Genomic DNA, 26327 nt, shown 5'->3' with positions numbered 1-26327 from the left:
TCTTTCTGAAAAAACCTTCTAAAAAGAGAGCTGGCTCTTTCTCCCAACTCTCAAGTTTATTATTATTTTTTGATATTTTCTTTATCTGGATAAATCATGATTTTGATACTTGTATCCTTTTGGGTTCTCGCCATTTCAACTGCTTCCTTAATTTCACTTAAGGCATACTTGTGAGTAATTACTTTCTCAATATCAACTCCAGAGCCGCTAAGTGCTTGAATGGCTGCAGGGTATGTGTTAGCGTAACGGAAAATTCCATAAATATCGATTTCCCCATCGATAATCTGGTTCACATCAAGGGGAATTTCATTCACTGCCGGCATTCCGACAAACACAATTCTTCCACCACGATTCACCACTTTGACAGCGTCGGCTATCGCCCTTTGATTACCGGAAGATTCGATTACAACCGTCACACCTTTTCCATCGGTTAATTCTTCAATTCTGTCCTTTGCATTCTCACTTAACGGATCAATGACTTCCGTTACCCCCATTTCAAGACCCAGCTGTCTCCGGTAAGGGACAACATCACTAGCATAAATTTCAGAAACCCCAAACATTTTAGCTGCTTGTACAGCTAAAAGCCCGATTGGCCCAAGTCCGCTTACAAAAATTCGGTCAGCAGGTGTAACCTTACCGCGATTCATCGCATGAAAGCCTACTGATAGTGGCTCCAGTAAAGCACCTTCCTCAAAGCTCATACTGTCTGGCAGCTTGAAAAGAAAATCACTGCGGATTGTTACATATTCTGCCCATGCACCATCAACTGGCGGTGTTGCCATAAATACGACATCAGGGCATAAGTTGTAACGCCCAGACTTACAATATTCACATCGGCCACAGGTTACACCAGGTTCTACTGCTACCCTGTCACCAACACATACATTGGTAACATCTGAACCGACCTTTACAACCTCTCCAGCTAATTCATGTCCTAAAATAATCGGCTCCTTCACTACGTAACGACCAATCTTTCCATGTTCATAATAATGAACATCTGATCCACATACACCGATACAATAAACTTTAAGAAGGGCCTCGTCTGCTTTTGGTTCCGGAATACTTACCTTTTTTATTTCAATATCCAACGGCTTATTCATTACTGCTGCGTCCATTAGTGCTGTTGTCATCAATCATCCTTCTTTCTATTTATTCACGCTCACGATAAGTAAAGTAATCGAAATCTGCGTATTTTCCCTGACCGCTAAGATCCTGCGTACATACGCCAACAAATGCACCTGTAAAACCTTGGTCAAGTAAAATGCCGTCTGCTTTTAGTTCCACATTATCATCAGAAATTTTGCTGGCATCTAATGCAGGGCCGATGGCAGTCCAAGTCTCTCCATCTTTTGAAAAATAGAATTGCAGGTTTGCATATTGGATGTCTGCTCTTAAATATACTCGCTCCCAGCCTTCGATTGACACTGGGGTTTCTAATGGCTCATTGTATAAACCACGGTCACTAGACATGATACCTAAGGATTTGCCCTGCTCCTCATCGTGACTGATCCGGAGATAATAGAAATTTTTAGTATTGTAATAATAAATTAAACCAGCTAAGTGCTGATAGGTTTCTGGCTCAAATTCCACTACCGTTTCAGCAATGATTGAAAAAGCCTGCTGCCTGCGTGCAACTAAACTTTGCCTATGGTTAGAACTAAGCGACTCTCTGCCTTTTAATCTAAGAAAACCAGGCCTCTCCTTAGTCGTCCCCCACTCCTCACTAAGCGGTTCACGAAGGGTATTGAAATGAATACTTATATTTTCATGCTCAAAGTGCTCGGTTTCAGGTTCTGGCTCAAATGGATATTCTGGTAATTCTGGTCCCTCTACCAAAAGATGCGGACTTGTATCACCATCGGAAAGCCTTAGCCAGCCATCTTCCGTCCAAGTTGCTTTTTGAATAGCTGTTTCTCTGCCGAGATTACAATTCATTGAAGGTTTTAACGGGCGTCCTGTTAAATGAGCTAAATAAAGTTCATTGTTCTGTGTATGTACAATACTTGCATGTCCTGCCTTTTGAAGCTCTAGTTCAGGTTTTCCAGATGAAGTAAGAATCGGACCAATCGGGTCTACCTCATAAGGACCAAAAATGGTCTTTGAGCGCGCAACAGTTACAGCATGTTCATATCTTGTTCCACCTTCAGCAGTCATTAAATAATAGAAGTCATGATTTTTGTAAATATGCGGTGCTTCCGTTAAACCAAGGTTGGTACCTCTGAAAATATTATGAATCGGTCCTATTAATTTTTTTTCTTCTGTAGAGTACTCCTGAAGCAAAATACCACCAAACGAATTTTTATTTTTTCGATGATCCCACACCATATTAACTAACCATTTTCTACCATCGTCATCATGGAATAGTGATGGATCAAAACCGCTGCTGTTTAAATAAATGGGGTCTGACCAAGGGCCCGTTATGTTCTGAGCTGTTACAAGGTAATTATGAGTATCCTTAAACGGGCCGATATGACTTTTAACATCTGTAAAAATCAAATAATAGATTCCTTCATGATAGCTTAAGCATGGAGCCCAAATCCCGCCTGAATCAGGGTTCCCAATCATATCAAGCTGGCTCTCCCGTGTTAATGGATGACCTAGTAACTTCCAATTCTTTAAATCTCTAGAATGGTGGATTTGAACCCCGGGAAACCATTCAAAGGTAGATGTTGCAATATAAAAGTCATCACCAACTCTGATTATAGAAGGATCAGGGTTAAACCCAGGTAATATTGGATTAACAATCATTGACAAAGTAACTCCTCCTTATCCTTTTTCTTAGTCTTATACGGCTAAATAGAAGCAGAAGATTTATGATGAACCAAAACTTTCTTCTCCCAAACACGACTCTTCCATCTAAAATACATCGTAATTCCTCTAAACCACTCATCGATAATAAACGCAATCCAAATACCAGGAAGACCAAGCCCCTGATGAATACCTAAAAAATAGGCAAGCGGGACACAAATCCCCCACATAGAAACGACTCCGACTATGACTGAAATCGTAGCATCACCTGTGGCCCGTAATGAACTGATTACAACTAAATTAAAAGTCCTGCCAGGCTCAAGAAGTAAACACAATAATAGTAATGTACTGCCCATGCTGATGATTTCGTTATCATCTGTAAAAATTCCTAACATGGGTTCCCTAATGATCGCGATAACGACAGCCATGACAATCGTGATAGCAAAACTGTATTTTAAGCTCTTTAATAACTGACGATACGCACCATCGAAATTTCCTGCCCCAACCATATGGCCAATTAAAATCTGTGTTCCCTGCCCCATTGCAAGACCAAATAGCATAATATATGACATGAGGTTTTGCGTATAGACACGAGTTGTTAGGGAAGAAGCACCTAGAATCGCAATAATAGCCGTTATGGCTAACTGGCTTGTATTGTAGCAGACCTGTTCGCCAGCTGCTGGAAGACCAATCTTAAAAATCCTTTTGATATAAGGAATTTCAAGGCTAAAGTAATCTTTCATTTGAAGGTTCAATCCGATACGTACATACATCAGCCTGAATATCACAATCATTGCTAATAATCTACTGATTGCAGTTGAAATCGCAGCACCCTGCACACCAAGCTCAGGAGCTCCTAATAATCCATAAATAAAGATACTATTTCCAATTAGATGAACGACATTCATAAAGATTGAAACAAACATCGCATCTCTTGAAAAACCATAAACTCTTAAAATAGAAGAAACAGTTTGCAGCAGGGCCTGAATAAAGAGGGTTCCTCCAACAATCACCAGGTACTGTTCTCCTAAGACTCCGATGTGCTCTGGAAGGCTAAAAATCTTTAAAAATGGTTCTTTAAATATAACCATTATGATACTAATCAATAAACCTAGAAATAGATTAAGAGTAATGGAAATAGCAGTTACCTTTTTGGCCTCAGCCTTTAAACGAGCCCCTAAATACTGTGAAAGGACAACAGCAGTACCTGTCGCCACAAAGTTAAATATTAGAATGGTAAAGAAAATCAACTGGTTGGCAACCCCAACCGCTGCCACAGCATCATCCGAAATATGGGACAGCATGACCGTATCCGTGCTGCCCATAATAATTTGTAAAAATAATTCTATAAAGATTGGCCATGTAATAGTAAATAAATTTAAGTTAAGAGAAAGTTTATTATTGGATATTCCCATGAAGGTCCACCTATTGATCAAACACAGACTTACTGACCAACCTATTTTTGATTAATAGATCTTTCTGTTTTGCTCATCCTTTATTCCTGATTTCCTATTAAAATAGGTATTAATAATATCGCGCCATTTCATTGAATGGTTGGCTTGTTCTTGTAATCTAGCTAGAACATCTTCATAACGCTCCGAGTCAATCTTATCCTTAAGTTGTGACCAAGCTTCAATCAATCCCTGAGCCTCTTCCACCCCTTCAAAATGAGTGTTGTAAATATGCTGAATGACAGTGACACCTGATTTCAACGTATGTGTGTATGGAACATGGTGGAAAAATAACAGCAATTCATCTGGACAGGTTTCTAGGTTTTCATACATATCAGCATTTTCTTTAAAATACTGCGAAGAATAGCCCGTACCTGTTTTTACTGTCCGGTCGACCCCAATTCCCTTCCAATCTGCAAAGTGGTATGTTCCCCAAACGTCATATTCATAGCCATCCACATTTGGCCCATAATGATGATGTGGATTTACCATCCAGCCAACACCAAGAGGTGACGTGTATTTTTCATAAATACTCCAAGACTCTAACAACATTTTGCTAACCAGTTCATTGATCAGTTCATCTTGTCCGAAGGTTTGTGCTATCCACTCATCTGTAATGGTTTCAGCAGAAAGATCCGGGTTCCATGTCAAGCGTCCAAAACCGTAAAGATTAGCTTGTGCTAGTGTATGCCCGGTCCAATTATAATCATTTCCAATATTTGATACCGCTGTAATGCCGCTATACTTGTATTGGAACAGTGAGCCATCTACAACCTTTTTGACTTCTGAACCTTTTCCTTTTGCATACGTATCAAAATCAAGGATTTCCTTCCATTGTGGGACAAGGTAGCAAAGATGTCTTTGTTGTCCTGTATATTCTTGGGTGACTTGGAATTCCAACATTTGATTGGTGTTTTCCATTGCTCCGAATAACGGAGAAACACCTTCACGTACTTGGAAGTCCATTGGACCATTCTTAATTTGTAATATTACATTGGAATGGAACTGCCCATCTAATGGTTTAAAATGATCGTACGCAGCCCTTGCTCTATCTGTGGAACGGTCACGCCAATCCTGTAAGCAGTTATAAACGAAACATCTCCAAAGAACAATTCCGTTAAATGGCTGTAATGCTTCTGCAAGCATGTTTGCCCCCTCCGCATGATTTCGGCCATATGTAAATGGTCCAGGGCGATGTTCTGAATCGGCTTTAACGAGGAATCCACCGAAGTCAGGAATATAGCTATAAATCTCTTCAGCCTTATCTTTCCACCATTGTTTAACTTCAGGATCTAGTGGGTCTGCTGTTGATAGATTCCCAATTTGAATAGTGCTTGCATAGTTTACGCTAAGGAAGGTGGTAATACCATATGCCCTAAAAATGCCTGCAACCTCAGCCACTTTAGGCAACAAGTCACTTGTAATTAAATTTGTCTCAACCTGGTGAACATTAACGTTATTGATCGAAATTCCATTAATTCCAACCGAAGAAAGTAATCTTGCATAATCTTCAATTCTATTAAGCTCATCAGAGAATTGATTATCTTTATAGAAAATGGAGTTTCCAGCATAGCCTCTTTCAATACCGCCATCCATGTTATCCCATTGGTTAAGCATTCGTAGTTGATTTTTAGGGTTTTCAACTATGTCTAATTTTTGTAAATTCTTCCCTTCCTGCAGTAAGCGTAATAAATGGAAGGCAGCATATAAGACCCCTGATTCTGTCTTCCCTACAAGGAAAATTCTATTACTTTCATCTGTTGTAACAGTTTTGATGATATATCCATCCTCATTTAGTTGACCAAAGTCGGCATCTACTAAATTATCAATAGAATTACCAGCGGCTAACACAAGACCTGACTGTTTTGGTTCAGAATTTAATTCAGGCTGAATTCCTAACATCGAAGAAATACCAAGTGATAGTTCCTTCTTAGCAGATTCAATCACTAAAGAATTTCCTAATACATTAAGGCTGCTGCACCATTGCTTATATTCATTTGCTAATTCATTATTCTCTATATTTTTGTATTGCAGCCAAGCGGCATAACTTTCTTTATGTTCTTCCTTATAGATATCTGTAATATTCTTTGAGATATTTTCAATCGAACTTACCATTAATCTGTCCCCCTAGTGTAATTGAGTGTTAAGCAGGTATTTAGATTTAACTCTCCAATGAATCCCAAATACCCAAAAGATACATAATGCCAAGGGCCCGATCGTATAAGCCATAGCCTGGGCGACATTTTTCGTCCCAAATATGTCTTCCATGATCTGGTCTAATATATCCATTAAATCCACTTTCATGATAAGCCTTCATAATACCAACGATATCAACGGTTCCATCCTGCCCGCGATGAGAGGTTTCAATAAAATCACCATTTTCATAGACCTTTACATTACGAACATGGGCAAATGGAATTCGATCAGCAAATTCTCTAACCATAGAAACGATATCGTTACTAGGATTGGAACCTAAAGAACCACTACAAAGCGTTACCCCATTATAAGGATTGTCAACAAGCTTTAGCACTCGTCTAATGTTCTCTTGATTGGTAATAATGCGAGGCAATCCGAAAATTGGCCATGGTGGATCGTCAGGATGTATCGCCATTTTGATGTCATTCTCTTCACAAACTGGAATAATTGCTTCTAAGAAATACTGCAAATGATTAAATAAATCCTCTTCATTTACGTCCTTATATTCTTCAAATAGCTTCATAAGATTTTCTAAGCGCTCTGGCTCCCAGCCTGGTATTGTATAGTCAGGATTATTTCCGATTTTATTGACTAATTCCATTGGATCAATGTCATTTACCTTTGATGCTTCATAAAACAAGGCAGTAGATCCATCTTCATGTTCTTTAAATAAATCAGTCCTAATCCAGTCAAACACAGGCATAAAGTTATAGCAGATAACTTTTACCCCAACTTTCGCCAGTTTCTTAATTGTTTTTTTATAGTTTTCTATATATACATCTCTTGAAGGAAGACCAAGTTTAATGTCTTCGTGGACATTTACACTTTCAACCACATCGATATTAAATCCATATAGGTCAGCTTGCCGCTTAACTTCAAGGATTTTTTCCATCGGCCATTCTTCCCCGGCCTGCATATCATGAAGGGCCCAGACAATTGTTTTGACACCTGGAATTTGTTTGATCTGCTTTAGACTAACAGAGTCATTTCCTTCTCCATACCACCTAAATCCTATTTGCATCCTACACACACCCATTTCAAATTTAAATAACACACCAAAAAGTTGGTTTATTGAATCAACAAATTGGTCATTAATAATCAAATACTTTCCTTTTTACCTCAATTAGCTTTTAACTCACTGTTTCTTGTGGTGATTCAATAAATTTTATCTTAATATCATCAACAACATCTTTACTATTTAGCATGAATAAATAACATACGAGGCTTGCTGTAAAAACGATTAAGAAATCAGAAATTAAAGATGACAAGAATAAAAGAATGATGATAATCCCAATATTGCCAAAAGTAATTTTCAACTTCATAAAGCTATAATACACGGATAATTTCCAGATATCTTTTAATCTGAAGGTAAAACCCGCATTTATCAGAAATACATACATAACGAAAATGATCATTAATATCATGGCAATTGAAAAGAGTACTGATAATATATTGTTGATCGTAGTAGCGTTTGAATTGAAATATTGCAAATCCACAAAAAGGATATAGAGCACTACTAGCAGTGGCAGCCAAAATTTCATGGTATCTATAAAATTTATTTTATATCCATGGAAAAAGTCCCTTAATGGAGAAAGATCCTTTTCACGAATTAATTTTCCAATTGAATAAAACAAGGCTGAAATTGAAGGTCCTGTCGGAATAAGCGCTAAAAAGTATATAGTAATATTTGAAAAACTAGGCTCTAAAGTCATAAAAAAGAATAGAAATAGTACATTACACAATATGAAATAAATATTTGTCATGATTAGCCAGTAAATATGACTTGTTAAGGAAAATAAGAGTCCTTCTCCAAATTGTCTTTTTTTCATAAAATATTCTCCCCATCATCATTATTTAGTAAATAGGCTTCGCTTTCTAGGGATTTGTCGTCGCACAAAATGGGCAATAATAAAAAATGGCTGTGAACGTGAGAAGTCACCTTTCTCTCCACAACCAAAAATATAGAATCTTTAAATTCATACGATAAATGAGGCTGCCTGCAATTACTTGCGTAATATTACAGGCAGTTACTCATCATTCTTTTACTCTATTGTTTTATTTGCTTTTCTTCTTGAATTCTTTGTAAGATTTGTTTACTAAATCTAAATACTTATCCATACCTTTTGCTTTTAACTCTTCCACATGCTTATTCCACTCAGAAATTGGGCGTGTACCAGAGATAAATTGTAATGTATTTTGGTCTGTAAGGTCTTTTAATGGTGTGCTTAAAAGTGTTGCTTGCTCACGATCAATCGCACTTAATGGATATGGAGGTTCAGCCTTCACTGGCTTTTTTACTTCTGCCATAGACTTTTGGAATGCTAGTTCTTCTTCACTAAACATGGAATGAACTAATTCTGTTGGTCCACCGTAAGAGAATACGCCGCCGGAGAATCCGAAATCTACGTTAAGAGCTTTTGTAGCAGATGGATTTAATCCAACATAGTTCACATCTTCAGTTAGTGTACGCTTACCATTTGCATCCTTCGTATAAGTTACGCCTTCAACACCCCATTTTGTAAATTCCTTACCTTCTGGGCTGTACCATAACCAATCAATAAATTGCAGCATTGCTTCAAAGTTTGGATCTTCTTTCGCCTTAGCTGAAATCATCATACCGTTTTCTAATCTTGAACCAGCCATTAATTGGCCCTTAGGTCCACCAGGAACTGTGATTTTTTGGATTTTGAAATTATCTGCACCTAAGTTTGTGTCCATTGTTTTACGCATGCTGATAACTTCTTGTGCATTTGTTCCAATTACAAATGATTTACCAGTAACGAACTTTGTAATGGCTTGTTGATCATCTTGTGTAAGACTCTCTTTATCTAGTAAACCTTCTTCTACTAATTCGCTAAAGTAGGTAACCAAATCTTTGTACCCATCCGTAGATCCAGTATAAACAAATTCATCCTTCTTCTCATCGAACGTTACACCGTTATAACCCCATCCTGCTTTGGTTCCAAATCCTGCTGCTAAGAAATTCATTGTAGCTTTCATCTGCCAACGGTCAGAGTAAGGAGTAATATCTGGGTAGATTTCTTTTAGTTTCTTTAGTGCATCTTTAAATTCTACTAAAGTTGTTGGAATGGCAATGTTATTTTTTTCAAAAATATCCGTACGAATAGCAAAAGAGTAATCCGGCCAAATATTTTCATGCAAACCTGGAAGTACATAGTACTTGCCATCTTCTTGTCTTAAAGTGTCTAAGTCTGGTTGTAATTTATTTTTTTCAACAAAGTCTTTGAAGTGTGGCATATAATCAATGTAATCACTTACAGGAAGAATGACACCTGAAGAAACAAATGCTGATTCTTGACCTGGATAAGTCTTAGGAATGATAAGTGGAGCATTACCAGAGCTCATTAACAAGCTTCTTTTTTGCTCATAGTCACTCATAGGTACAATAGTTGGTTCTAAAGTAACATTTGTTCTTTTCTTAATTTCTTCAAATAATAGCCAATCTTTTTTCAAAGGGTAGTTTGGGTGATCACTGTAAAGAAACGAGAATGATAGTGGTTCTTTTGCTTTAAATGTAGATCCAACTTTATATTCATCCACCGCAGCTTTGCTCTTAGGAACCTCTTTTGATGTTTCCTTCGAACCACTGCATGCTGCTAGCAGCGAACCAAGCATTGTAATGATCGCTATTAACAAGAAAAGCTTTTTGTTGCCTTTTGTCATTTGATTGTCCTCCCTTTTGTCTTTGCAACTTTTTATAATGAACTTATTTATTCAATAAGTGTCACCCAATTTATTGTTTTACTGAACCTAACATGATACCGCTAACAAAATACTTTTGAATGAACGGATACACCATAATGATTGGTAAAACAGTTAATACCATGGTAACTGATTTAATATTTGCGGCTATTTGTGTTAAGTTGTCTGCACTTGTTGCTCCTGTCGATAATCCAGCGGTTGCCCCTTTAATTAAGTTTCTTAAATAGAGGGTCACAGGGAATAATTCTTTTTTATCAAAATACAGGAATGCACCAAACCAAGAGTTCCAGTTACCTACCGCATAGAACAAGATCATGGTTGCTAAGATAGGCTTAGAAAGAGGTAAGATAATTCTAAAGAGAGTACCATACGTACTTGAACCATCAATAGAAGCAGCTTCTTCCAATTCTTCCGGAATGTTCTCAAAGAAGGATTTCATAATCAACATGTTAAATACACTGATTGCTCCAGGAACAACTACTGCCCAAATGGTGTTTCCCCAGCCAAGCTGTTGAATGAGGATATAGTTTGGGATAAGTCCCCCCGAGAAAAACATAGTGAAAACGGCGAATTTTGTAAAAAACTGACGTCCAGCAAGACGTTTTTTTGATAGTGCATAAGCAAACATAGTGGTCATCACCATTGAAATGGTGGTTGCAACTACGGTATAAAGGACAGTATTTTTATAGCTGACCCAGAATTGTGTGTCTTTCAAAACAGTTTGATATGTTCCAACATTAAATCCCTGTGGTATAAGGCCTACTTTACCTGCATTAATTTGAGCTTCACCACTAAAGGACTGTGCGACAACGTTTAAGAATGGAAATAAGGTCACATAGACAACAAGTAACAGTATAAGCACGTTAAACACTTTAAAAATTTTATATTGTACGGATTCCTTCATTGCTGCCCCCCCTTTACCACAAACTGCTATCAGTAAGTTTTCTAGAAATGGCATTAGCTGATAAAACCAACGTTAGACCAATCAATGCTTCGAATAATCCGATTGCGGTTGCATAGCTAAAGTTACTAGATTCCAAACCGATACGATATAGATAAGTAGAAATTACGTCAGCTGTTTCATAGTTTAATGGATTGTATAAAAGTAATACTTTTTCAAATCCAACAGCCATTAAAGAACCAATATTTAGTACAAGCAATGTAACAATTGTTGGAAGAATACCAGGAATCGTAATATGGATGGTCTGCTTCCATCTGTTTGCTCCATCAATTTTTGCTGCTTCATACAAAGATTCATCGATATTGGTTAAGGCTGCAAGATAAAGAATTGCTCCCCATCCCATTCCCTGCCACATCTCTGATGTAACATAGATACCTCTAAACCAACTAGCCTCCTGGATAAAGTAGATTGGCTCTCCACCTAGTGATGTGATAAGAGCGTTAATTGGTCCGTTTCCAGCTGTAATTTGTAGAACCATTCCTGCGATGATAACCATTGACAAGAAATGAGGTAAATAAGAAACTGTTTGTACAAATTTTTTAAATTTCTTTGATGTTAATTCATTTAATAACAATGCAAAGATTATTGGTGCCGGAAAACAGAAGAGTAATGTCAAACTACTAATTGTAAGAGTATTTCTAAATACATGCCAAAAGGTTGGGTCATTAATAAACATTTGAATGTATTGTATTCCTACCCATTCCTCTCCAAAAATACTTCCCCCTGGTATGAATCTTCTAAAGGCAATAATATTTCCAAGCATTGGGAGATATTTAAAGACTAGTAGGTAAATGACTGGTAAAACAAGTAAGGAATAAAGCTGCCAATCTTTTTTAAGTACTGTGAGAATTTTAGTTCGCGTTTTGACGTTGAGGTCCGGCAGCACGATATTTTGTGCTGTTTTCTGTACCTGAACCGCTGGTTTCATACGATTCCCCCCTAGAAGTTTCAATTATAATATTAATTTTGTATACTGGTAAATCTTAGTTTGTTAACTGAATAAACTAAGTTTAAATAAATTCTATCACATATTTCGCTCTTTGCAAACGGTTCCAGATAAATAAAAATTTTTTTCTTATAGAACCTTTAATGCTTGCTCTACCTTTATAAAATGGGTTGGAATACTAGGAAAGATTGTTCTTATCCATTCTGCTAGATAGTTCATTCCAGGTTCTTCACTTTCTGCATGTCCAAGAACAATAAGGTTCTTTTGCCTCCCCTGATAATTAGCATCCCTTACATATTCAGGTGTTTCCCATTCTGGTCCTTCACCGTAAATAATCAAATCTAAATCTTCCTTTTCATAAAGTGGGATACATAAACCTCCCCCGCCTCTATAACCAGCTAAGAGCCCGATACGTGTACAATTCATCGATAAATCTCCTGAGAACCGTAAATACTGAATTCCTAACAATTTCTTTATATATGCAGATATTTCGCCTACTGTCATTTGTGGAATACTTAGAATGGTGGCTGCTGGCTGATTTTCTACAACGTACGATTGCCAATTCAGTTCTTGAATCAAACCAGCCATAATGCCATCTGGTTTACACTTGTGCCAATGATCATGAAAACGGAAGATTGCAAGACCAGAATCGTTAATTAGCCTGCTTTTATCATTATATATCGGATCATTCTCCAAGGATTTTTCATTGTCATGATGGCTAAAGTATATCCCTTCATGGGTTATCAACAAGTTCGCACCCAAGGCTATCGCTTGTTCAATTACCTGCTGTGTTGCCATAAATGCAGTGGCTATCCCCTTTACTTCTAGTGCTGGATTACCAGACAAAAGGGTATCGACAGTATTCTGAATACTGTCGATTGGTTCCAATAATTTATCGATGACATTTTGAACCGTTATTGGCATGCTGTTCACCCTTTCACAGTAGCATCATTTTCCCCTTTTACCTTACTGGGATCAATCAGCTTTTCTAGCAAGCTGTACTTGCTCAACAAACCTAATTGCCTTTTCCCTTAAGTTATTGAAATATGCATCCGTCATTTCTTCCTTTGTATTCACAAGCGTGCTGCCAACCCCAACTGCAACTGCACCTGCTCTTATGTAGCTTGCAGTATTTTCGATATCGATCCCACCTGTAGGCATTAACGGTATTTGTGGAAGCGGACCATGGACATCTTTTAAATAATTAGGGCCCAGAATATTGGCTGGAAAGACCTTAATGACATCTGCACCATTCTCATATCCTGATAAAATCTCAGTTGGAGTCATTGCTCCCGGTACACTAATGACACCATATCTTTTTGTCATTTTAATTGTTTCGATATTAATAGTTGGAGAAAATATAAATTTTGCACCATGCATAATAGCAATTCTAGCCGTCTCTGGATCGAGAACAGTCCCTGCTCCGGCAATTACCTTATCTCCAAATGCCACGGAAACCTTTTCAATTAGTTGTAAGGCACCTGGCGTTTCAGCAGTAATTTCAAGGGCATTTACACCACCTGCAAGTAATGATTCAGCAATTGGGATAATACTATCCGACTTCGCACCACGAATCACCGCAACAACTCCACTATCGATTATTTCTTGTAAAAGACTCATACGTATCTTCCTCTCTATCTAATTACATCCTCTGTATCAGAAGCCTGCATAAAGGCATAAAGCTCCTCACTATCTGGTAATCCTTCAAAATCACCAGGTATCATTGTCACCATAGCCCCAACTCCGTTTGCTTTGTCTACAGCCTTATCAAGTTGTAGTCCATTTAGTAAACCAGAAAGAAACCCTGCAGCAAAAGCATCTCCAGCACCGACTGGGTCGACAACTTTATCGACTGGATACCCAGGTATCATTTTCCGTTCAGATTGAGTGAAATAAAAAGCACCCTCTGCCCCGAGTTTAAGGACAACCACTGACGAACCATTTTGTAAAAATAGCTCCCCTAATGTTTCAGGGTCTTCCACACCAAACAAAAAGAAACCTTCATCCTTTCCAGGAAGAACAATATCGCTTAAGGAGGCAATTTCTAATAAAACCTTTCTCGCCTGATCCTCTGACCAAAGTTTCCTTCGTAAATTTGGATCAAAAACAACCTTTACGCCATTTTTTTTAGCGATGGAAATTGCCTTTAATACAGTTTGATAACAAGATTCACTTAGAGCCGGTGTAATGCCGGTCACATGTAAGTATTTTGCATTCGCTATATATTTTTCGTCTAAATCTAAAGGGTCTAACATACTTGCTGCTGAACCCTTTCGATAGTATTGAACACGGACTTGGTTGCTGCTTCTAATCTCTTTAAAGTACATCCCAGTTGGTGCATCGGCATCCACTTTGACTTGACTAATGTCTACACCTTCTCCACGTATAAAGGCAAGCATTGCACGCCCGAATTCATCATTTCCTACTTTACTAATCCACCCTGCTTGGTGACCCAATCTAGTTAATCCTATGGCAACGTTTGTTTCAGCACCACCGAAATGTTTTGAAAATGTTTCAGCATACCTCATGAGGGGCGAAGACTGTGGAGTGAAAAGAACCATTGTTTCTCCAATTGTCACAACATCCATGTATACTCTCCTCCAAATTTCTTACAAGGAATTCTTACTTTTATACTCCTGAATAAGCCATAAATCCGCCATCCACTGGGACACTTATTCCAGTGACAAAACCGCTAGACTCTTTGTCAACAAGCCATAATAAAGTACCGAGTAAATCTTCTGGTTTTCCTAATCTTCTCATTGGAGTACCTGCTAGAATTTTGTTGGTTCTTTCTGTATTGGTTCCATCTGGATTTGTCAAAAGCGCACGATTTTGTTCTGTTAAGAAGAAACCAGGTGCAATCGCATTTACGCGTAGACCAGCTTCAGCAAAATGAACCGATAGCCATTTTGTAAAATTCTCAATCGCTGACTTCGCTGCACTATAAGCCGGTACCTTTGTCATTGGACTTGGGGCACTCATCGATGAGATATTAATGATAGTCCCTTGGTTTTCAATCATGTTTTTCGCAAATACTTGTGTAGGAATAAGTGTTCCAATAAAATTTAAATTGAAGACAAATCCAAATCCCTCCGGCGTCATATCAAAAAAGGTTGTTAACTCAGCAGTGTTAAGGTCACCTTTTTCAAAGATTTCCTTTGTTGTGATTCCATTAGGATGATTCCCGCCAGCACCATTAATTAAGACATCACAGCTGCCATATTCTGCTGAAACGATTTCCTCCGCTCGTTTCACACTTTCAACACTTAATACATCACATTCAATTGCAAGTGCCTCTCCGCCTGCTGCCTTGATTTCATCTACAACCTTTACAGCTTTCTCAAAGGTACGGTTTAAAATAGCCACTTTCATACCCTGTCTTCCGAGTTCTTTGGCCATACAGCCGCATAAAACTCCACCGCCACCTGTAACAACAGCCACTTTACCCTTTAAATTTTGATTCAATGGTAACATTCTGTTATTCTCCCTTCTCGTTCTCTTACTTGATTTTTCAGAGAAACCAGCATAACACTGTTATCTCCTCACTATAATCTACGGTTACTAAAATTGGACAACCTTCCAGAAGGAGTCTTTAGGTTGATGTTTTTCGTCAAAGAGAAATGGCCAATTTTTTCTTCCTTTAACAGGAAAATCACTTAACCACGTATAATCATCAGCCGCTCCCCAAAAGGTTACAGAAGTGATAGAGTCCTGATATTCTCTAAGCAAATGAAAGACTTGATGATATCTTTCAGCCTGTAAATCTAGCATTTCGGAAGTTGGCTCCGTTAGGTCAGTCCGCTTATCTTCATGGTTAAAAACAGACACATCTAGCTCTGTAAGATGGAGCTTTAGACCTAGAGATGCATAGCGTTCAATTGCTGTACGAATTTCTTCTAGACTTGGATTTACTAATTTCCAATGAGCTTGGAGCCCTACGCCGTGAACCGGAACACCCTTATCAACTAATGATTTAACAAGCTTATAGATTTTTTCACGTTTTTGTGGATCGGACTCATTATAATCATTGTAAAAAAGTAGAGCCTCAGGGTCTGCTTCATGGGCAAATTCAAATGCCTTTTCAATATAATCCTCACCGATAATTTCTAACCACTTTGTCGATCTATACAATTCAGGTCCTTCATCGGTTACTGCCTCATTTACAACATCCCAGCAGTAAATGGTTCCCTTATATCTTTCCATTACGACATTAATATGATTTTTCAACCGCTGTAACAGGGTTTCTCTATCAACCTGTTTACCATTAGCATCTTGAAAGACCCAATCAGGAGTCTGATTATGCCATACCAATGTATGTCCGCGCATCCTCATTCCATTTTTCTTTGCAAATGCCGCCAATTCGTCAGCTCTTTCAAAGGTAAATTGACCTTCAAGTGGCTGTATGTTTTCAAATTTCATATCATTCTCTGCAGTAATACTATTAAAGTGCTGAGCTAATAAAGGTTGTTGTGTCACTATTGTATGGAGGTTAACAGCTGCACCAATGTCAAAATAATTTTCATATACTTTCTTCAAGGAAGGAACTTTCACACTTGTTTGAGTTGTCATTTATACATCTCCTTATAATTGAATAATTAAAGTAGTTTATAAAAAAAATACCCCTTGAGCCCAAAAATCTTTCTAAGGGGTTAAAATACTTCTATTTTTCTATCATTTTTCCGGCGTCCATACCGTAAGATAATCCCGCCTGTTACTTTCTAAATTCCTTTAATTGGTCATTCAACACCTTTGTTTGTGTGTATACTTGTTGATAAACATTAAAAAGCTTTGTATACGTTTCGACGTTTTCTTTAATTGGATAATAGACTTTGGCAGTCTGAATAAAGTGTTCTGCACATTCTTTTAAAGAAGGATACCAACCGCAGCCATACGCCGCTAGCATCGCCGCACCCATTCCTGGACCTTGCTCACTTGTAAGTTTTTCAATTTTCGCATTAAAAATATCCGCTTGCATTTGCAGCCAAGTGTCGTTTTTCGCACCGCCACCGATTGAGATAATGGAATCAATCTTCTTGCCGCTGCTTCTAAAAATCTCAATTGATTCATTTAAAGAGAACGTAATTCCTTCAAGGACCGCACGAGCAAAGTGCTTCCGCTCATGAGATGCATCCACACCAATAAAGCTAGCGCGAATATTAGAATCTGCATGCGGTGTTCTTTCGCCTACCATATATGGCGTAAATAATAAGCCGTTGCTGCCTGCAGGTACTTCTTCCACTCCTGCTAAAAATTGATCAAACGCTTCTTCCTTTGCAAACGTATCTTTAAACCAACTTAAACTGTAGCCGGCAGCTAAGGTTACACCCATTGTATAGTAAGCATTTTCCTCACCATGGTTAAAGTAATGTACCTTTCCTTCAAAATCAAGGTCATTTCTTTCTTCATAAGAAAGAACAACACCAGAGGTACCGATACTTGCTAACGTTTTTCCTTCTACTAAAATACCGGATCCAATCGCACCACAAGCATTGTCCGCGCCTCCAGCAAATACCTTGGTAGCTTCTGATAATCCTGATTCTCGGGCGAATTCAGCTGTAACCGTTCCCACTAATGCATGTGATTCTACTAATGGCGGGCAGAAATCAGCGGAAAGACCGAACGCCTCTAAAATTTCTCCGCTCCATTCACGTTCTGCAACGTTTAACAAAAGTGTTCCTGCCGCATCGGAGTACTCCATATGGATGTTTCCTGTAAGTCGATAGCGCAAATAATCCTTTGGAAGCATAAACACGCTAGCACGTTTGAAAAGTTCTGGCTCGTTTTCTTTTACCCAAAGAATTTTTGGTAAAGTAAATCCCTCTAACGCAGGGTTTTTCGTTACCTCTAATAAACGCTCTCTGCCAACAACATCATAGATTTCCTGACACTGCTTTGTGGTTCTGGTATCATTCCATAAAATGGCATTTCTAACTACTTTGTTATTTTCATCTAATAGAACTAAGCCGTGCATTTGGCCAGAAAAGCTGATGCCCTCAATATCGTTTACATCCCCATTGAACTGCTGAATCAGTTCCGCTAGTCCCGCCTTCGTTTTTTCAACCCATTCTTCTGGATTTTGTTCACTATAGCTAGATTTTTCAATAATAAGCGGATATGATTTTGATACTTCATGGCAAACTTCACCATTCTGATTGACAAGCAATATTTTTACAGCACTCGTACCGAGGTCAACACCAATTACGTATTTCATCTCTATCATCCTTTTTTCAAAAAAAGCGCTGGAGTAATAGCCGCCAGCACTTTTTTTAGTTTATAGATTATACTATTACAATTTAAAGTGTTTGTAATAGATACTGATTAATTGTAGCTTTCAGGCGTTCTGTTCTGCCTGATGTGTTCTTGATTTCTGTTAATTGAAGAGCATATTTCTCTAATTCATGGAAGTTTGTTTTGCCTTCAACAATATCTAGGCCGATTCCATTAGTATAGCTGCTATAGCGTTCTTCAACAAAACTATCTAAAGCTTTATCCTCAATAAGCTTGTTCGCAACCTTTAATCCGATGGCAAATGCATCCATACCAGCAATGTGTGCATGGAATAGATCTTCTGCTTCGAATGAACCTCTTCTTACTTTTGAGTCGAAGTTCAAGCCGCCTTTTCCTAGACCGCCATTTTTCAGAATTTCATACATAGCTAATGTGTTAGAGTAAAGGTCAGTCGGGAACTCATCTGTATCCCAGCCAAGTAATGTATCACCTTGGTTAGCATCAACAGATCCTAACATTCCGTTAATACGAGCAGTTCTTAACTCGTGCTCGAATGTGTGACCAGCTAAAGTAGCATGGTTTGCTTCAATATTGAATTTGAAGTAGTCTGTTAAATTGTATTTTTGTAAGAATGCTAGACCAGTAGCCACATCGAAATCATATTGATGCTTTGTAGGCTCTTTTGGTTTTGGCTCGATTAAGAATGGAACATTTAAGCCAATTTCTTTAGCATAATCTACTGCCATATGGAAGAAACGTGCTAAATTGTCTTGTTCAAGCTTCATGTCTGTATTTAGTAGTGTTTCGTACCCTTCACGACCGCCCCAGAATACATAGTTTTCTGCGCCAAGTTCTTTTGCTACTTCTAATGCTTTTTTAACCTTTGCTGCAGAATAAGCAAACACATCTGCATTTGGAGAAGTCGCCGCACCGTGAACATAGCGTGGGTTAGAGAACATGTTAGCTGTGTTCCAAAGTAATTTTGTCTTGCTTGTTTTCATGTAATCTTTAATCATTGATACGATAACATCTTGATTTTCGTTTGATTCTGCTAAAGTACTTCCTTCTGGAGCAATATCAACGTCATGGAAAGCGAAGAAAGGAACATTTAGTTTCTCAAAAAGTTCAAACGCTGCTTCAACACGCGCTTTTGCTAAATCTAAACCTGAAAAGCGATCCCATGAACGTTGAGCTGTACCTACACCAAATGGATCTGTTCCATCAGCATTAAATGTGTGCCAGTAAGCAACAGAGAAACGAAGAAGTTCCTCCATTGTTTTTCCATTGATAACTTCCTCAGGATTATAGTACTTAAATGCAAAAGGATTTGTTGATGAAGCACCCTCAAATTGAATTTTATTTACGTTTTCGAAATAAGCCATGTGGTTATTCCTCCTATAAGATTAATGGTTTTTAGTTTAATAATGTAAATGCTTACAAAAGACTAATAATCTTTTGAACTAAAACTCTTGCTTAAGTAGATTATAGCACCGCGAACTTTGTTTGTCTATTCAATAAACAAAGATTTTTTTATAAATTTTTAAACCCCTATTGCCCGTCTATTTTCTATTGATTTGTAACAGGCGTCAATAACACGCATATTTTTAAGCGTATTTTCTGCTGTATAAACGGGTTGAAAGTCTTCTTTAATCGCTTGTGAAAAATGATCAATTTGTAATTTATATTGATCACCGTCAACAATTTCAGTCCGCTGCCCCTGCTCTGACTGTATGAGAATCACTCCCTCATTACCAATGACATCAGGACGATAAGCACCCGGTACAGTAATCCTGCCCTTTGATCCAATAATTTCATATTCTTGTCTAAAACACATATCAAAACTGCAATCAAATACACAGCTGACTCCATTTTCCATTTTCATATAGACAATGGAAGATAAATCGATACCAGACTCCGGATCTAGTTCTGCAAATGCTTCAACCTGAACGGGCTCAGACCCAGTAATGTTACGAATAGCATGTATACAGTAACTGCCTATATCGTATATACTACCTCCTCCCATTTCCTTGTTCATCCTGATATTCTCTTTCCTATCTTCTAAAAGGAAAGAAAAACATGCCCGCAAGAATTTAACTTCTCCAATCTCTCCAGATGCAATGATTTCTTTGACCTGCTTATGTTGTGGATGGAATTGATACATAAAAGCTTCCATAAATTTAACGTTATTACTGTCACAAACGTCAATAATTTCCTCTGTTTCTTCTGATGTTAAGGCAATTGGTTTTTCAATAAGGATGTGTTTTCCACACTTTGCTGCTTCAATTGCCCATTCCTTATGTATATGATTCGGAAGCGGTATGTATACAGCATCAATCTCTTGGTTTCTAAGAAGATCCCCATAGGATTCATAATAATAAGGAATAGAAAAAACCTCTGCAACATCCCTTGCTTTCTCTCCCCTGCTGGCAATCCCAATAAGTTCTGCATAATCTGAACGTAAAATTGCCGGAATTACCTGTGTTTGAGCAATTCCTGCTGTACTCAAAACTCCCCATCGGACCTTTTCCATATCCATCTTTCCTTCCATAATGTATGTATAATTAATGCATTAATAAGGACAAACCAAATATAGTATATCACTATGCTTGTATCTTTGTATATCCAACAAACAAAGATTATGATAAGATAATTGTACTACCAAATAAGGAGTCTACTAATGGAAACCATGTCATGGAACCAACAAATAGTTAAAAAAAATAATAAAGCCCTCGTATTACAGTTAATTATGGAAAAAGAACCAATCTCAAGGGCAGATATAGCTCAAGTATCTGGTTTGCATAAGGCAACTGTTTCTTCTTTAGTAAATGAATTATTAGAAGAAGATCTTATTTATGAATCAGGACCAGGGGAATCAAGTGGTGGACGTCGCCCTGTAATCCTTCATTTCAATAAAGTTGCGGGATATGCTGTTGGAATTGACATCGGGGTAAACTATGTTTTATGTATTTTGACTGATTTAAAGGGCAATATTCTAATTGAAAAAAACCAATCAGTAAAACGCACCCCTTATCCTACAATCATGACCATCATACAGAGTATGATTCAATCGATTATCGCTGAAATGCCTGCTAGCCGGTATGGAATAGTCGGTATAGGAGTAGGTGTCCCAGGGATTGTCAACAAACAGGGTTCTATCCTTCTTGCTCCAAACTTAGGATGGACCAACATTCAGTTAAAAAAAGACCTTGAGGATTTATTCAATCTACCTGTCATTATTGAAAATGAGGCAAATGCTGGGGCATTTGGTGAACAACAATTCGGTGCAGGTCAAGACTTCCAAAACATTCTTTATATCAGTGCTGGAATTGGTATAGGTGTCGGGATTATTTTAAACAAGGAATTATTTCAAGGTAAAAATGGCTTTTCAGGTGAAATGGGACATATGATTATTGATATCAATGGAAAGCCTTGCAGTTGTGGCAGCAGAGGATGTTGGGAAGCATATGCTTCTGAAAACGCACTGTTAGAGTTGGCTAACAGTGATTCACTCGAGTTATTAATCGAGTTAGCAGAAAACCATGATGAAACCGCTCAGAGGCTTTTTAGAGAAATTGGAACTTACCTAGGGTATGGGATAAATAACATTATTAACACCTTTAACCCTGATCAGGTAATCTTGGGTAACCGGTTAGCTTTAGCAAGACAATGGATTGAGCAGCCAATTCGAACTACGATTGAAAACCATACACTCGCGCACCACCAAAAAGAAATGCATTTGGACTTTCCAAAACTCGGGAAATACTCAACATCATTAGGTGTATCGGCCTTTGTTGTGGAGAAGTTCATCAAAGAAGAAGTAAAATCCTCCTAAATACTACACCCTTGCTAAGAAAGCAGGGGTGTTTATTTTTCAATATTAGAGCGTCCTATAAAAAATGTTAGTTGATTGGATATACAAAGTAATCAACTTCAGTTATAATAAAACCGAAAGTATCAAACTAGCTATTGGAGAGATATGATGATGAAAAATTCAAAACCTAATGAACCTTTAGTTACTCATATTTATACAGCAGATCCTTCTGCACATGTCTTTGAAGGAAAGCTTTATATCTATCCTTCACACGACCTTGATCATGATGAGCCTTCTAATGATAATGGTGACCAGTATAAGATGGAAGACTATCATGTCCTATCTATGGATGATGCTAACTCTCCTGTTGTCGACCACGGGGAAGCGCTTCACGTAAAAGATGTTCCATGGGCATCTAAACAAATGTGGGCACCGGATGCTGCCTACAAAAACAACATGTATTACTTATACTTCCCAGCAAGAGACCATGATGGTATTTTCCGAATTGGTGTCGCAACAAGTTCAAATCCTGCAGGACCTTTTACACCAGAGGAAAATTACATTCCAGGGAGCTTTAGCATTGACCCTGCTGTGTTAGTGGATAATGATGAAAGAGCTTATATGTATTTTGGCGGTCTTTGGGGAGGTCAACTGGAAAAATGGCAGACTAGAACCTTTATTCCAGATGCTGAAGGTCCAGCACCATCAGCTCCTGCTTTAGGGCCCATCGTAGCTGAATTAAGCGACGATATGCTTACATTTAAGAGTGAACCAAAGGAAATTTCCATCGTAGATGAAGACGGCAATCCGATTCTAGCAGCTGATGAGGATCGCAGATATTTTGAAGGCCCATGGGTTCATAAATACAATGGTCTTTACTATCTATCTTACTCAACTGGTACAACGCATAAAATTGTTTATGCTGTTAGTGAAAATCCACAAGGTCCTTTTACATTCAAAGGTACAATTCTTACCCCTGTAATCGGCTGGACTACACATCATTCAATTGTTGAGTTTAACGATAAGTGGTACCTGTTCTATCACGATTGCTCATTATCAGATGGTGTCAACCATAAGCGCTCTGTTAAGTATACTGAACTCAAATATAACGAAGATGGAACGATTCAAACGATTGATCCATACGAAGATAAATAAACATTAAAAAGGCAGGCTCATTTTTGAAGCCTGCCTTTTACTATATATGAGACTGCTATTTCAGTCTCTCTACTAATACCTCATTGATATCGGCCATAACCTTTCCAATGTCTTGATTTGCATCTATTCTAACCATTCTTTCTGGGAACATCTTCAATACTTCTTCATAGCCTTCCCGGACTTTAACATGAAAATCTATTTCCTCTAAATCTAATCTGTTTATTTCTCGCCCTTTATTTTTTGCAATTCGATTTAATCCAATTTGAGGATCTAAATCTAAGTACAAAGTTAAATCAGGCAATAAATCTTCAATGGCAAATTTATTTATGGAATAGACCTCATTGATACCTAACCCTCTTGCATATCCCTGATAAGCTAGGCTGCTATCGAGAAATCGATCACATAATACAATATAGCCTTCATGAAGTGATGGTATTACCTTTTCTACTAAATGCTGTCTTCTTGCAGCAGCATAAAGCAGGGCTTCTGTTCTGCCATCCATTTTAGTATTCTTTTTATCTAAAATAACTGAACGAATCTGTTCAGCTATATCAATACCTCCTGGCTCTCTTGTGACAACTACCTTTTTTCCATTGCTTTCAATAGAATCTCGGATGAAATTCATTAAGGTTGACTTGCCGGACCCTTCGACACCTTCGAGGGTAATGAAGTAACTCATGTAAATTGCTCCAATCATTTTTTCGATTTAGCTGCTTGTTTTAACCACATTAATCAACCTTTTATCAAGGAGGGCTCCTCCTTGAAATCTTGCTCCCATTTCCGTAAGTTGGATAAGCTGATTGATTTTTTCCACTGTAATGAACTCCCCCATTAATAATAAGGGAATACCAGGCGGATAGGGTGTAATTGTCTCAGCGCAAACATGCCCTGCCGCTTCTGTAATAGATATTGCCTCCTTTTGAATACTGGATAGCCTTTCATAAGGAATTGTCAATTCTGAAATATTGCCAGAGCTAATGAGAAATTCCTCTTTTACTGGGCGATAGGGTATATTTTCTAACAGCTCTTTCATTCTCCAGCACACATCTACAAGTGGATAGTCTTGATTCTTCTTCAATAATGGAAGAATCAATAACACATTATAAGCATCGGCCAGTTCTGTATAAATGCCTATCTCTTCTAGTTTTTTTTGAAGATCAAATCCGCTTAACTTTGACCTTGACTGTATGGTTACCTTTAATGTGTCCCCTTTTGAGTCTGGATAATCCAATACCTTTATACATTGAATCGTAGACAGCTCTTTTTTAAAGTGTGATATTTCATTTTGCAGGTATTTCAAATCGCTAGACTGATAGGTTGCTAAATAATTTCTCGCTAGGTCAAGTGAAGCCATAATAACGTATGATGGACTGCTTGACTGTAGCATTTGCAAGTACTCTTTCACTATCTCACTGTTAATGCGTTTGCTGTTTATATGTAAATATGAACCCATTGTCATGGCAGGAAGGGTTTTATGTGCTGATTGGACAACCATATCAGCCCCTAATTGAATAGCAGAGGCTGGGAATGGCTCTCCAATAATAAAATGAGGACCATGTGCTTCATCTGCCAAAACAGGAATATTATGAGCATGTGCTAGCTCTATAACACTTTTTAAATCATACACCATTCCATAGTAATTCGGGTAGGTTAGGACAATTGCCTTTGCTTCTGGATAAAGAGAAATAGCCCTTTCAACTGTTTCCTTGGACACACCTGTTGCACTCTTCCACTCTAGATTATATTCTGGTTCTAAGAACACTGGGCGGGCTTTTGCTAGTTTTAGAGCATTTAAAACCGATTTATGGCAATTTCTTTGTACGAGAACGACATCATCTTTTTTACAAACTGACAAAATCATGGCTAGATTGCCCACGGTTGATCCATTGACTAAGAAAAAGCTCTCCTCTACCTGATAAAGTGCTGCTAAGAGCTCCTGTGCCTCTTTTATTGCACCTTCAGGGGAGTGTAAATCATCTAAACACGATAATTCTGTGGCATCAAATTTTAATAGTTTCTGAAATGAGTCTTGTGAGTGCTGATGAAGAATAGCTCCAGCTTTATGCCCAGGAACATGTAATGAAATAGGATTATTACTTTTATGTTTATGAAGTGCTTCGTATAAAGGAATTTTAGTTTGTTTATTCATCGTTTTGCTCCTTAAAAGAGTCCTATTCATTTTAACAAAAAACGCCGTTTCCTACCCCTTTTTAGGCAAAAAAATAAAGTCCGGATGGACTTTTATGAAAAGATTTCAGGTGTTGTAATTTTTTTAAGTTGTTTTAGATAGTATTTATATTTTGGATCATGTGTTTCTGTTTGAATTAAGTCTTCTTCGCAGTCTGTACATATAAATGAAGTATATAGATGTATCCCTTTTGGTTTTTGATTTTCACAAATAACGCACGTTTCCTGGTAATGACTATGTGCTAATGAACTCAACCACACCACCTCCATACACCTATTCTTCCCGATATTTTGTAATTGTATACAAAATTTAGAATTATCTCCATCAGGGTATCCCTCGTTATATCCTATGTTGGTAATTGCATTTGGGTGTATGTCTAGTAACGATTTATTGTAAAACACTTCGTACTTTTTTTATTAGGGGTTTCGCAAAACGTTTTCTTGCGTTACTTTTGATTTTGTTAATTCTTGATAGTATTGTCCCCTCACTTTGTAAAATCGCCATTAAAGGGGCACGATTCATCGGGTATCGTTACCTTATTTATTAAAACAACCACTGCGAGGGCATGATTGTCCTCACGGACAACACAAAAAAGCACAACCCTTATTAGATTGTGCTTCGTTTGCCTGGCAACGTCCTACTCTCACAGGGACAAAGTCCCAACTACCATCGGCGCTGAGAAGCTTAACTTCCGTGTTCGGTATGGGAACGGGTGTGACCTTCTCGCCATTATTACCAGACTCTTAAAGAGTTGAGGTTTCATTCCCTCAAAACTAGATAATTTCAGAAGAAGTTGTAAAACGAGTTTGCCTTTAAAAATTGGTTAAGTCCTCGAACGATTAGTATCAGTCAGCTCCACATGTTACCACGCTTCCACCTCTGACCTATCAACCTGATCATCTTTCAGGGTTCTTACTAGC

At 37.9% G+C, this 26327-nt stretch carries 22 protein-coding genes and 2 rRNA genes; 2 read left to right on the top strand and 22 right to left on the bottom strand.

The genetic code is table 11. The features are described from left to right. Positions 1-62 precede the first annotated feature (62 nt). From M3189_RS23155 to M3189_RS23075, 17 genes are all read right to left on the bottom strand, one after another. Entirely contained in the window at positions 63-1130 is a 1068-nt protein-coding gene (locus M3189_RS23155; RefSeq protein ID WP_251638511.1) for an NAD(P)-dependent alcohol dehydrogenase, read from the bottom strand. A 19-nt stretch (positions 1131-1149) separates the two neighbouring features. Beyond that, the gene (locus M3189_RS23150) at positions 1150-2754 is read right to left on the bottom strand and encodes a glycoside hydrolase family 43 protein (protein ID WP_285889791.1); all 1605 of its coding nucleotides are present in this window, start codon (positions 2752-2754) and stop codon (positions 1150-1152) included. A gap of 38 nt (positions 2755-2792) precedes the next feature. Continuing rightward, positions 2793-4163: an MATE family efflux transporter gene (locus M3189_RS23145; protein WP_251638509.1), complete on the bottom strand. Its 1371-nt coding sequence runs from the start codon at positions 4161-4163 to the stop codon at positions 2793-2795. A 51-nt stretch (positions 4164-4214) separates the two neighbouring features. Continuing rightward, positions 4215-6314, bottom strand: coding sequence for an alpha-glucuronidase family glycosyl hydrolase (locus tag M3189_RS23140; RefSeq protein ID WP_251638507.1), 2100 nt, complete (start codon positions 6312-6314; stop codon positions 4215-4217). Positions 6315-6360: 46 nt separating this feature from the next. Beyond that, positions 6361-7416, bottom strand: coding sequence for a mannonate dehydratase (gene uxuA, locus M3189_RS23135; protein WP_251638505.1), 1056 nt, complete (start codon positions 7414-7416; stop codon positions 6361-6363). Positions 7417-7525: 109 nt separating this feature from the next. Further along, positions 7526-8224 carry a YesL family protein gene (locus M3189_RS23130; protein ID WP_251638473.1) on the bottom strand — a complete coding sequence of 233 codons (699 nt, stop codon included), beginning with the start codon at positions 8222-8224 and terminating at the stop codon, positions 7526-7528. Positions 8225-8450: 226 nt separating this feature from the next. After that, complete coding sequence (locus M3189_RS23125; protein ID WP_251638471.1) at positions 8451-10079, bottom strand: ABC transporter substrate-binding protein; 1629 nt, start codon at positions 10077-10079, stop codon at positions 8451-8453. A gap of 70 nt (positions 10080-10149) precedes the next feature. Beyond that, the gene (locus M3189_RS23120; RefSeq protein ID WP_251638469.1) at positions 10150-11022 is read right to left on the bottom strand and encodes a carbohydrate ABC transporter permease; all 873 of its coding nucleotides are present in this window, start codon (positions 11020-11022) and stop codon (positions 10150-10152) included. A gap of 13 nt (positions 11023-11035) precedes the next feature. After that, complete coding sequence (locus M3189_RS23115) at positions 11036-12007, bottom strand: ABC transporter permease (RefSeq protein WP_251638467.1); 972 nt, start codon at positions 12005-12007, stop codon at positions 11036-11038. A 147-nt stretch (positions 12008-12154) separates the two neighbouring features. After that, the gene (locus M3189_RS23110) at positions 12155-12949 is read right to left on the bottom strand and encodes a Nif3-like dinuclear metal center hexameric protein (protein WP_251638465.1); all 795 of its coding nucleotides are present in this window, start codon (positions 12947-12949) and stop codon (positions 12155-12157) included. 51 nt (positions 12950-13000) lie between these two features. Continuing rightward, positions 13001-13645, bottom strand: a complete 645-nt coding sequence (locus M3189_RS23105; RefSeq protein ID WP_251638463.1) for a bifunctional 4-hydroxy-2-oxoglutarate aldolase/2-dehydro-3-deoxy-phosphogluconate aldolase — start codon at positions 13643-13645, stop codon at positions 13001-13003. 14 nt (positions 13646-13659) lie between these two features. Beyond that, positions 13660-14613, bottom strand: a complete 954-nt coding sequence (locus M3189_RS23100; RefSeq protein ID WP_251638461.1) for a sugar kinase — start codon at positions 14611-14613, stop codon at positions 13660-13662. A gap of 40 nt (positions 14614-14653) precedes the next feature. Then, complete coding sequence (locus M3189_RS23095) at positions 14654-15499, bottom strand: SDR family oxidoreductase (RefSeq protein ID WP_251638459.1); 846 nt, start codon at positions 15497-15499, stop codon at positions 14654-14656. 87 nt (positions 15500-15586) lie between these two features. Beyond that, a complete protein-coding gene (locus tag M3189_RS23090) occupies positions 15587-16594 on the bottom strand; it encodes an endo-1,4-beta-xylanase (protein WP_251638458.1) in 1008 nt (335 codons plus the stop codon). A 142-nt stretch (positions 16595-16736) separates the two neighbouring features. After that, the gene (gene xylB, locus M3189_RS23085; protein WP_251638456.1) at positions 16737-18236 is read right to left on the bottom strand and encodes a xylulokinase; all 1500 of its coding nucleotides are present in this window, start codon (positions 18234-18236) and stop codon (positions 16737-16739) included. An 82-nt stretch (positions 18237-18318) separates the two neighbouring features. Continuing rightward, positions 18319-19635, bottom strand: coding sequence for a xylose isomerase (gene xylA / locus M3189_RS23080; RefSeq protein ID WP_251638454.1), 1317 nt, complete (start codon positions 19633-19635; stop codon positions 18319-18321). Between the two features lie 158 nt (positions 19636-19793). After that, entirely contained in the window at positions 19794-20783 is a 990-nt protein-coding gene (locus M3189_RS23075; RefSeq protein WP_251638452.1) for a Gfo/Idh/MocA family protein, read from the bottom strand. 147 nt (positions 20784-20930) lie between these two features. Between M3189_RS23075 and M3189_RS23070 the strand changes: the two genes are divergently transcribed. After that, positions 20931-22085, top strand: a complete 1155-nt coding sequence (locus tag M3189_RS23070; protein ID WP_251638450.1) for an ROK family transcriptional regulator — start codon at positions 20931-20933, stop codon at positions 22083-22085. A gap of 147 nt (positions 22086-22232) precedes the next feature. Beyond that, a complete protein-coding gene (locus M3189_RS23065; RefSeq protein ID WP_251638448.1) occupies positions 22233-23219 on the top strand; it encodes a glycoside hydrolase family 43 protein in 987 nt (328 codons plus the stop codon). A 55-nt stretch (positions 23220-23274) separates the two neighbouring features. Here M3189_RS23065 and tmk read toward each other — a convergent pair whose 3' ends face one another. From tmk to M3189_RS23040, 5 genes are all read right to left on the bottom strand, one after another. After that, positions 23275-23898 (bottom strand): dTMP kinase, encoded by a 624-nt coding sequence (tmk, locus tag M3189_RS23060; protein ID WP_251638446.1) that lies wholly within the window; start codon positions 23896-23898, stop codon positions 23275-23277. A 27-nt stretch (positions 23899-23925) separates the two neighbouring features. Further along, positions 23926-25368: an aminotransferase class I/II-fold pyridoxal phosphate-dependent enzyme gene (locus M3189_RS23055; protein WP_251638444.1), complete on the bottom strand. Its 1443-nt coding sequence runs from the start codon at positions 25366-25368 to the stop codon at positions 23926-23928. Between the two features lie 92 nt (positions 25369-25460). Next, positions 25461-25676, bottom strand: a complete 216-nt coding sequence (locus tag M3189_RS23050) for a sigma factor G inhibitor Gin (protein ID WP_251638442.1) — start codon at positions 25674-25676, stop codon at positions 25461-25463. 355 nt (positions 25677-26031) lie between these two features. Next, a 5S ribosomal RNA gene (rrf, locus tag M3189_RS23045) occupies positions 26032-26147 on the bottom strand. A 79-nt stretch (positions 26148-26226) separates the two neighbouring features. Continuing rightward, positions 26227-26327, bottom strand: a 23S ribosomal RNA gene (locus tag M3189_RS23040); the annotation flags it as partial.

The organism is Neobacillus niacini, assembly GCF_023715415.1.
GTDB classification, from domain to species: domain Bacteria; phylum Bacillota; class Bacilli; order Bacillales; family Cytobacillaceae; genus Neobacillus; species Neobacillus niacini_C.
The sequence above is the reverse complement of the archived record's forward strand: the minus strand, read 5'-3'. Positions and strand labels throughout refer to the sequence as shown.

Excerpts from the sequence above, each read along its gene's own strand:
- M3189_RS23090 (WP_251638458.1), bottom strand. The coding sequence starts at position 16,594 with ATGACAACTCAAACAAGTGTGAAAGTTCCTTCCTTGAAGAAAGTATAT.
- xylB (WP_251638456.1), bottom strand. The coding sequence starts at position 18,236 with ATGAAATACGTAATTGGTGTTGACCTCGGTACGAGTGCTGTAAAAATA.
- M3189_RS23100 (WP_251638461.1), bottom strand. The coding sequence starts at position 14,613 with ATGGATGTTGTGACAATTGGAGAAACAATGGTTCTTTTCACTCCACAG.
- M3189_RS23125 (WP_251638471.1), bottom strand. The coding sequence starts at position 10,079 with ATGACAAAAGGCAACAAAAAGCTTTTCTTGTTAATAGCGATCATTACA.
- M3189_RS23075 (WP_251638452.1), bottom strand. The coding sequence starts at position 20,783 with ATGGAAAAGGTCCGATGGGGAGTTTTGAGTACAGCAGGAATTGCTCAA.
- uxuA (WP_251638505.1), bottom strand. The coding sequence starts at position 7,416 with ATGCAAATAGGATTTAGGTGGTATGGAGAAGGAAATGACTCTGTTAGT.
- M3189_RS23065 (WP_251638448.1), top strand. The coding sequence starts at position 22,233 with ATGATGAAAAATTCAAAACCTAATGAACCTTTAGTTACTCATATTTAT.
- M3189_RS23145 (WP_251638509.1), bottom strand. The coding sequence starts at position 4,163 with ATGGGAATATCCAATAATAAACTTTCTCTTAACTTAAATTTATTTACT.
- xylA (WP_251638454.1), bottom strand. The coding sequence starts at position 19,635 with ATGGCTTATTTCGAAAACGTAAATAAAATTCAATTTGAGGGTGCTTCA.
- M3189_RS23115 (WP_251638467.1), bottom strand. The coding sequence starts at position 12,007 with ATGAAACCAGCGGTTCAGGTACAGAAAACAGCACAAAATATCGTGCTG.
- M3189_RS23095 (WP_251638459.1), bottom strand. The coding sequence starts at position 15,499 with ATGTTACCATTGAATCAAAATTTAAAGGGTAAAGTGGCTGTTGTTACA.
- M3189_RS23055 (WP_251638444.1), bottom strand. The coding sequence starts at position 25,368 with ATGAATAAACAAACTAAAATTCCTTTATACGAAGCACTTCATAAACAT.
- M3189_RS23105 (WP_251638463.1), bottom strand. The coding sequence starts at position 13,645 with ATGAGTCTTTTACAAGAAATAATCGATAGTGGAGTTGTTGCGGTGATT.
- M3189_RS23070 (WP_251638450.1), top strand. The coding sequence starts at position 20,931 with ATGGAAACCATGTCATGGAACCAACAAATAGTTAAAAAAAATAATAAA.
- tmk (WP_251638446.1), bottom strand. The coding sequence starts at position 23,898 with ATGAGTTACTTCATTACCCTCGAAGGTGTCGAAGGGTCCGGCAAGTCA.
- M3189_RS23155 (WP_251638511.1), bottom strand. The coding sequence starts at position 1,130 with ATGACAACAGCACTAATGGACGCAGCAGTAATGAATAAGCCGTTGGAT.
- M3189_RS23130 (WP_251638473.1), bottom strand. The coding sequence starts at position 8,224 with ATGAAAAAAAGACAATTTGGAGAAGGACTCTTATTTTCCTTAACAAGT.
- M3189_RS23140 (WP_251638507.1), bottom strand. The coding sequence starts at position 6,314 with ATGGTAAGTTCGATTGAAAATATCTCAAAGAATATTACAGATATCTAT.
- M3189_RS23110 (WP_251638465.1), bottom strand. The coding sequence starts at position 12,949 with ATGCCAATAACGGTTCAAAATGTCATCGATAAATTATTGGAACCAATC.
- M3189_RS23120 (WP_251638469.1), bottom strand. The coding sequence starts at position 11,022 with ATGAAGGAATCCGTACAATATAAAATTTTTAAAGTGTTTAACGTGCTT.
- M3189_RS23050 (WP_251638442.1), bottom strand. The coding sequence starts at position 25,676 with ATGGAGGTGGTGTGGTTGAGTTCATTAGCACATAGTCATTACCAGGAA.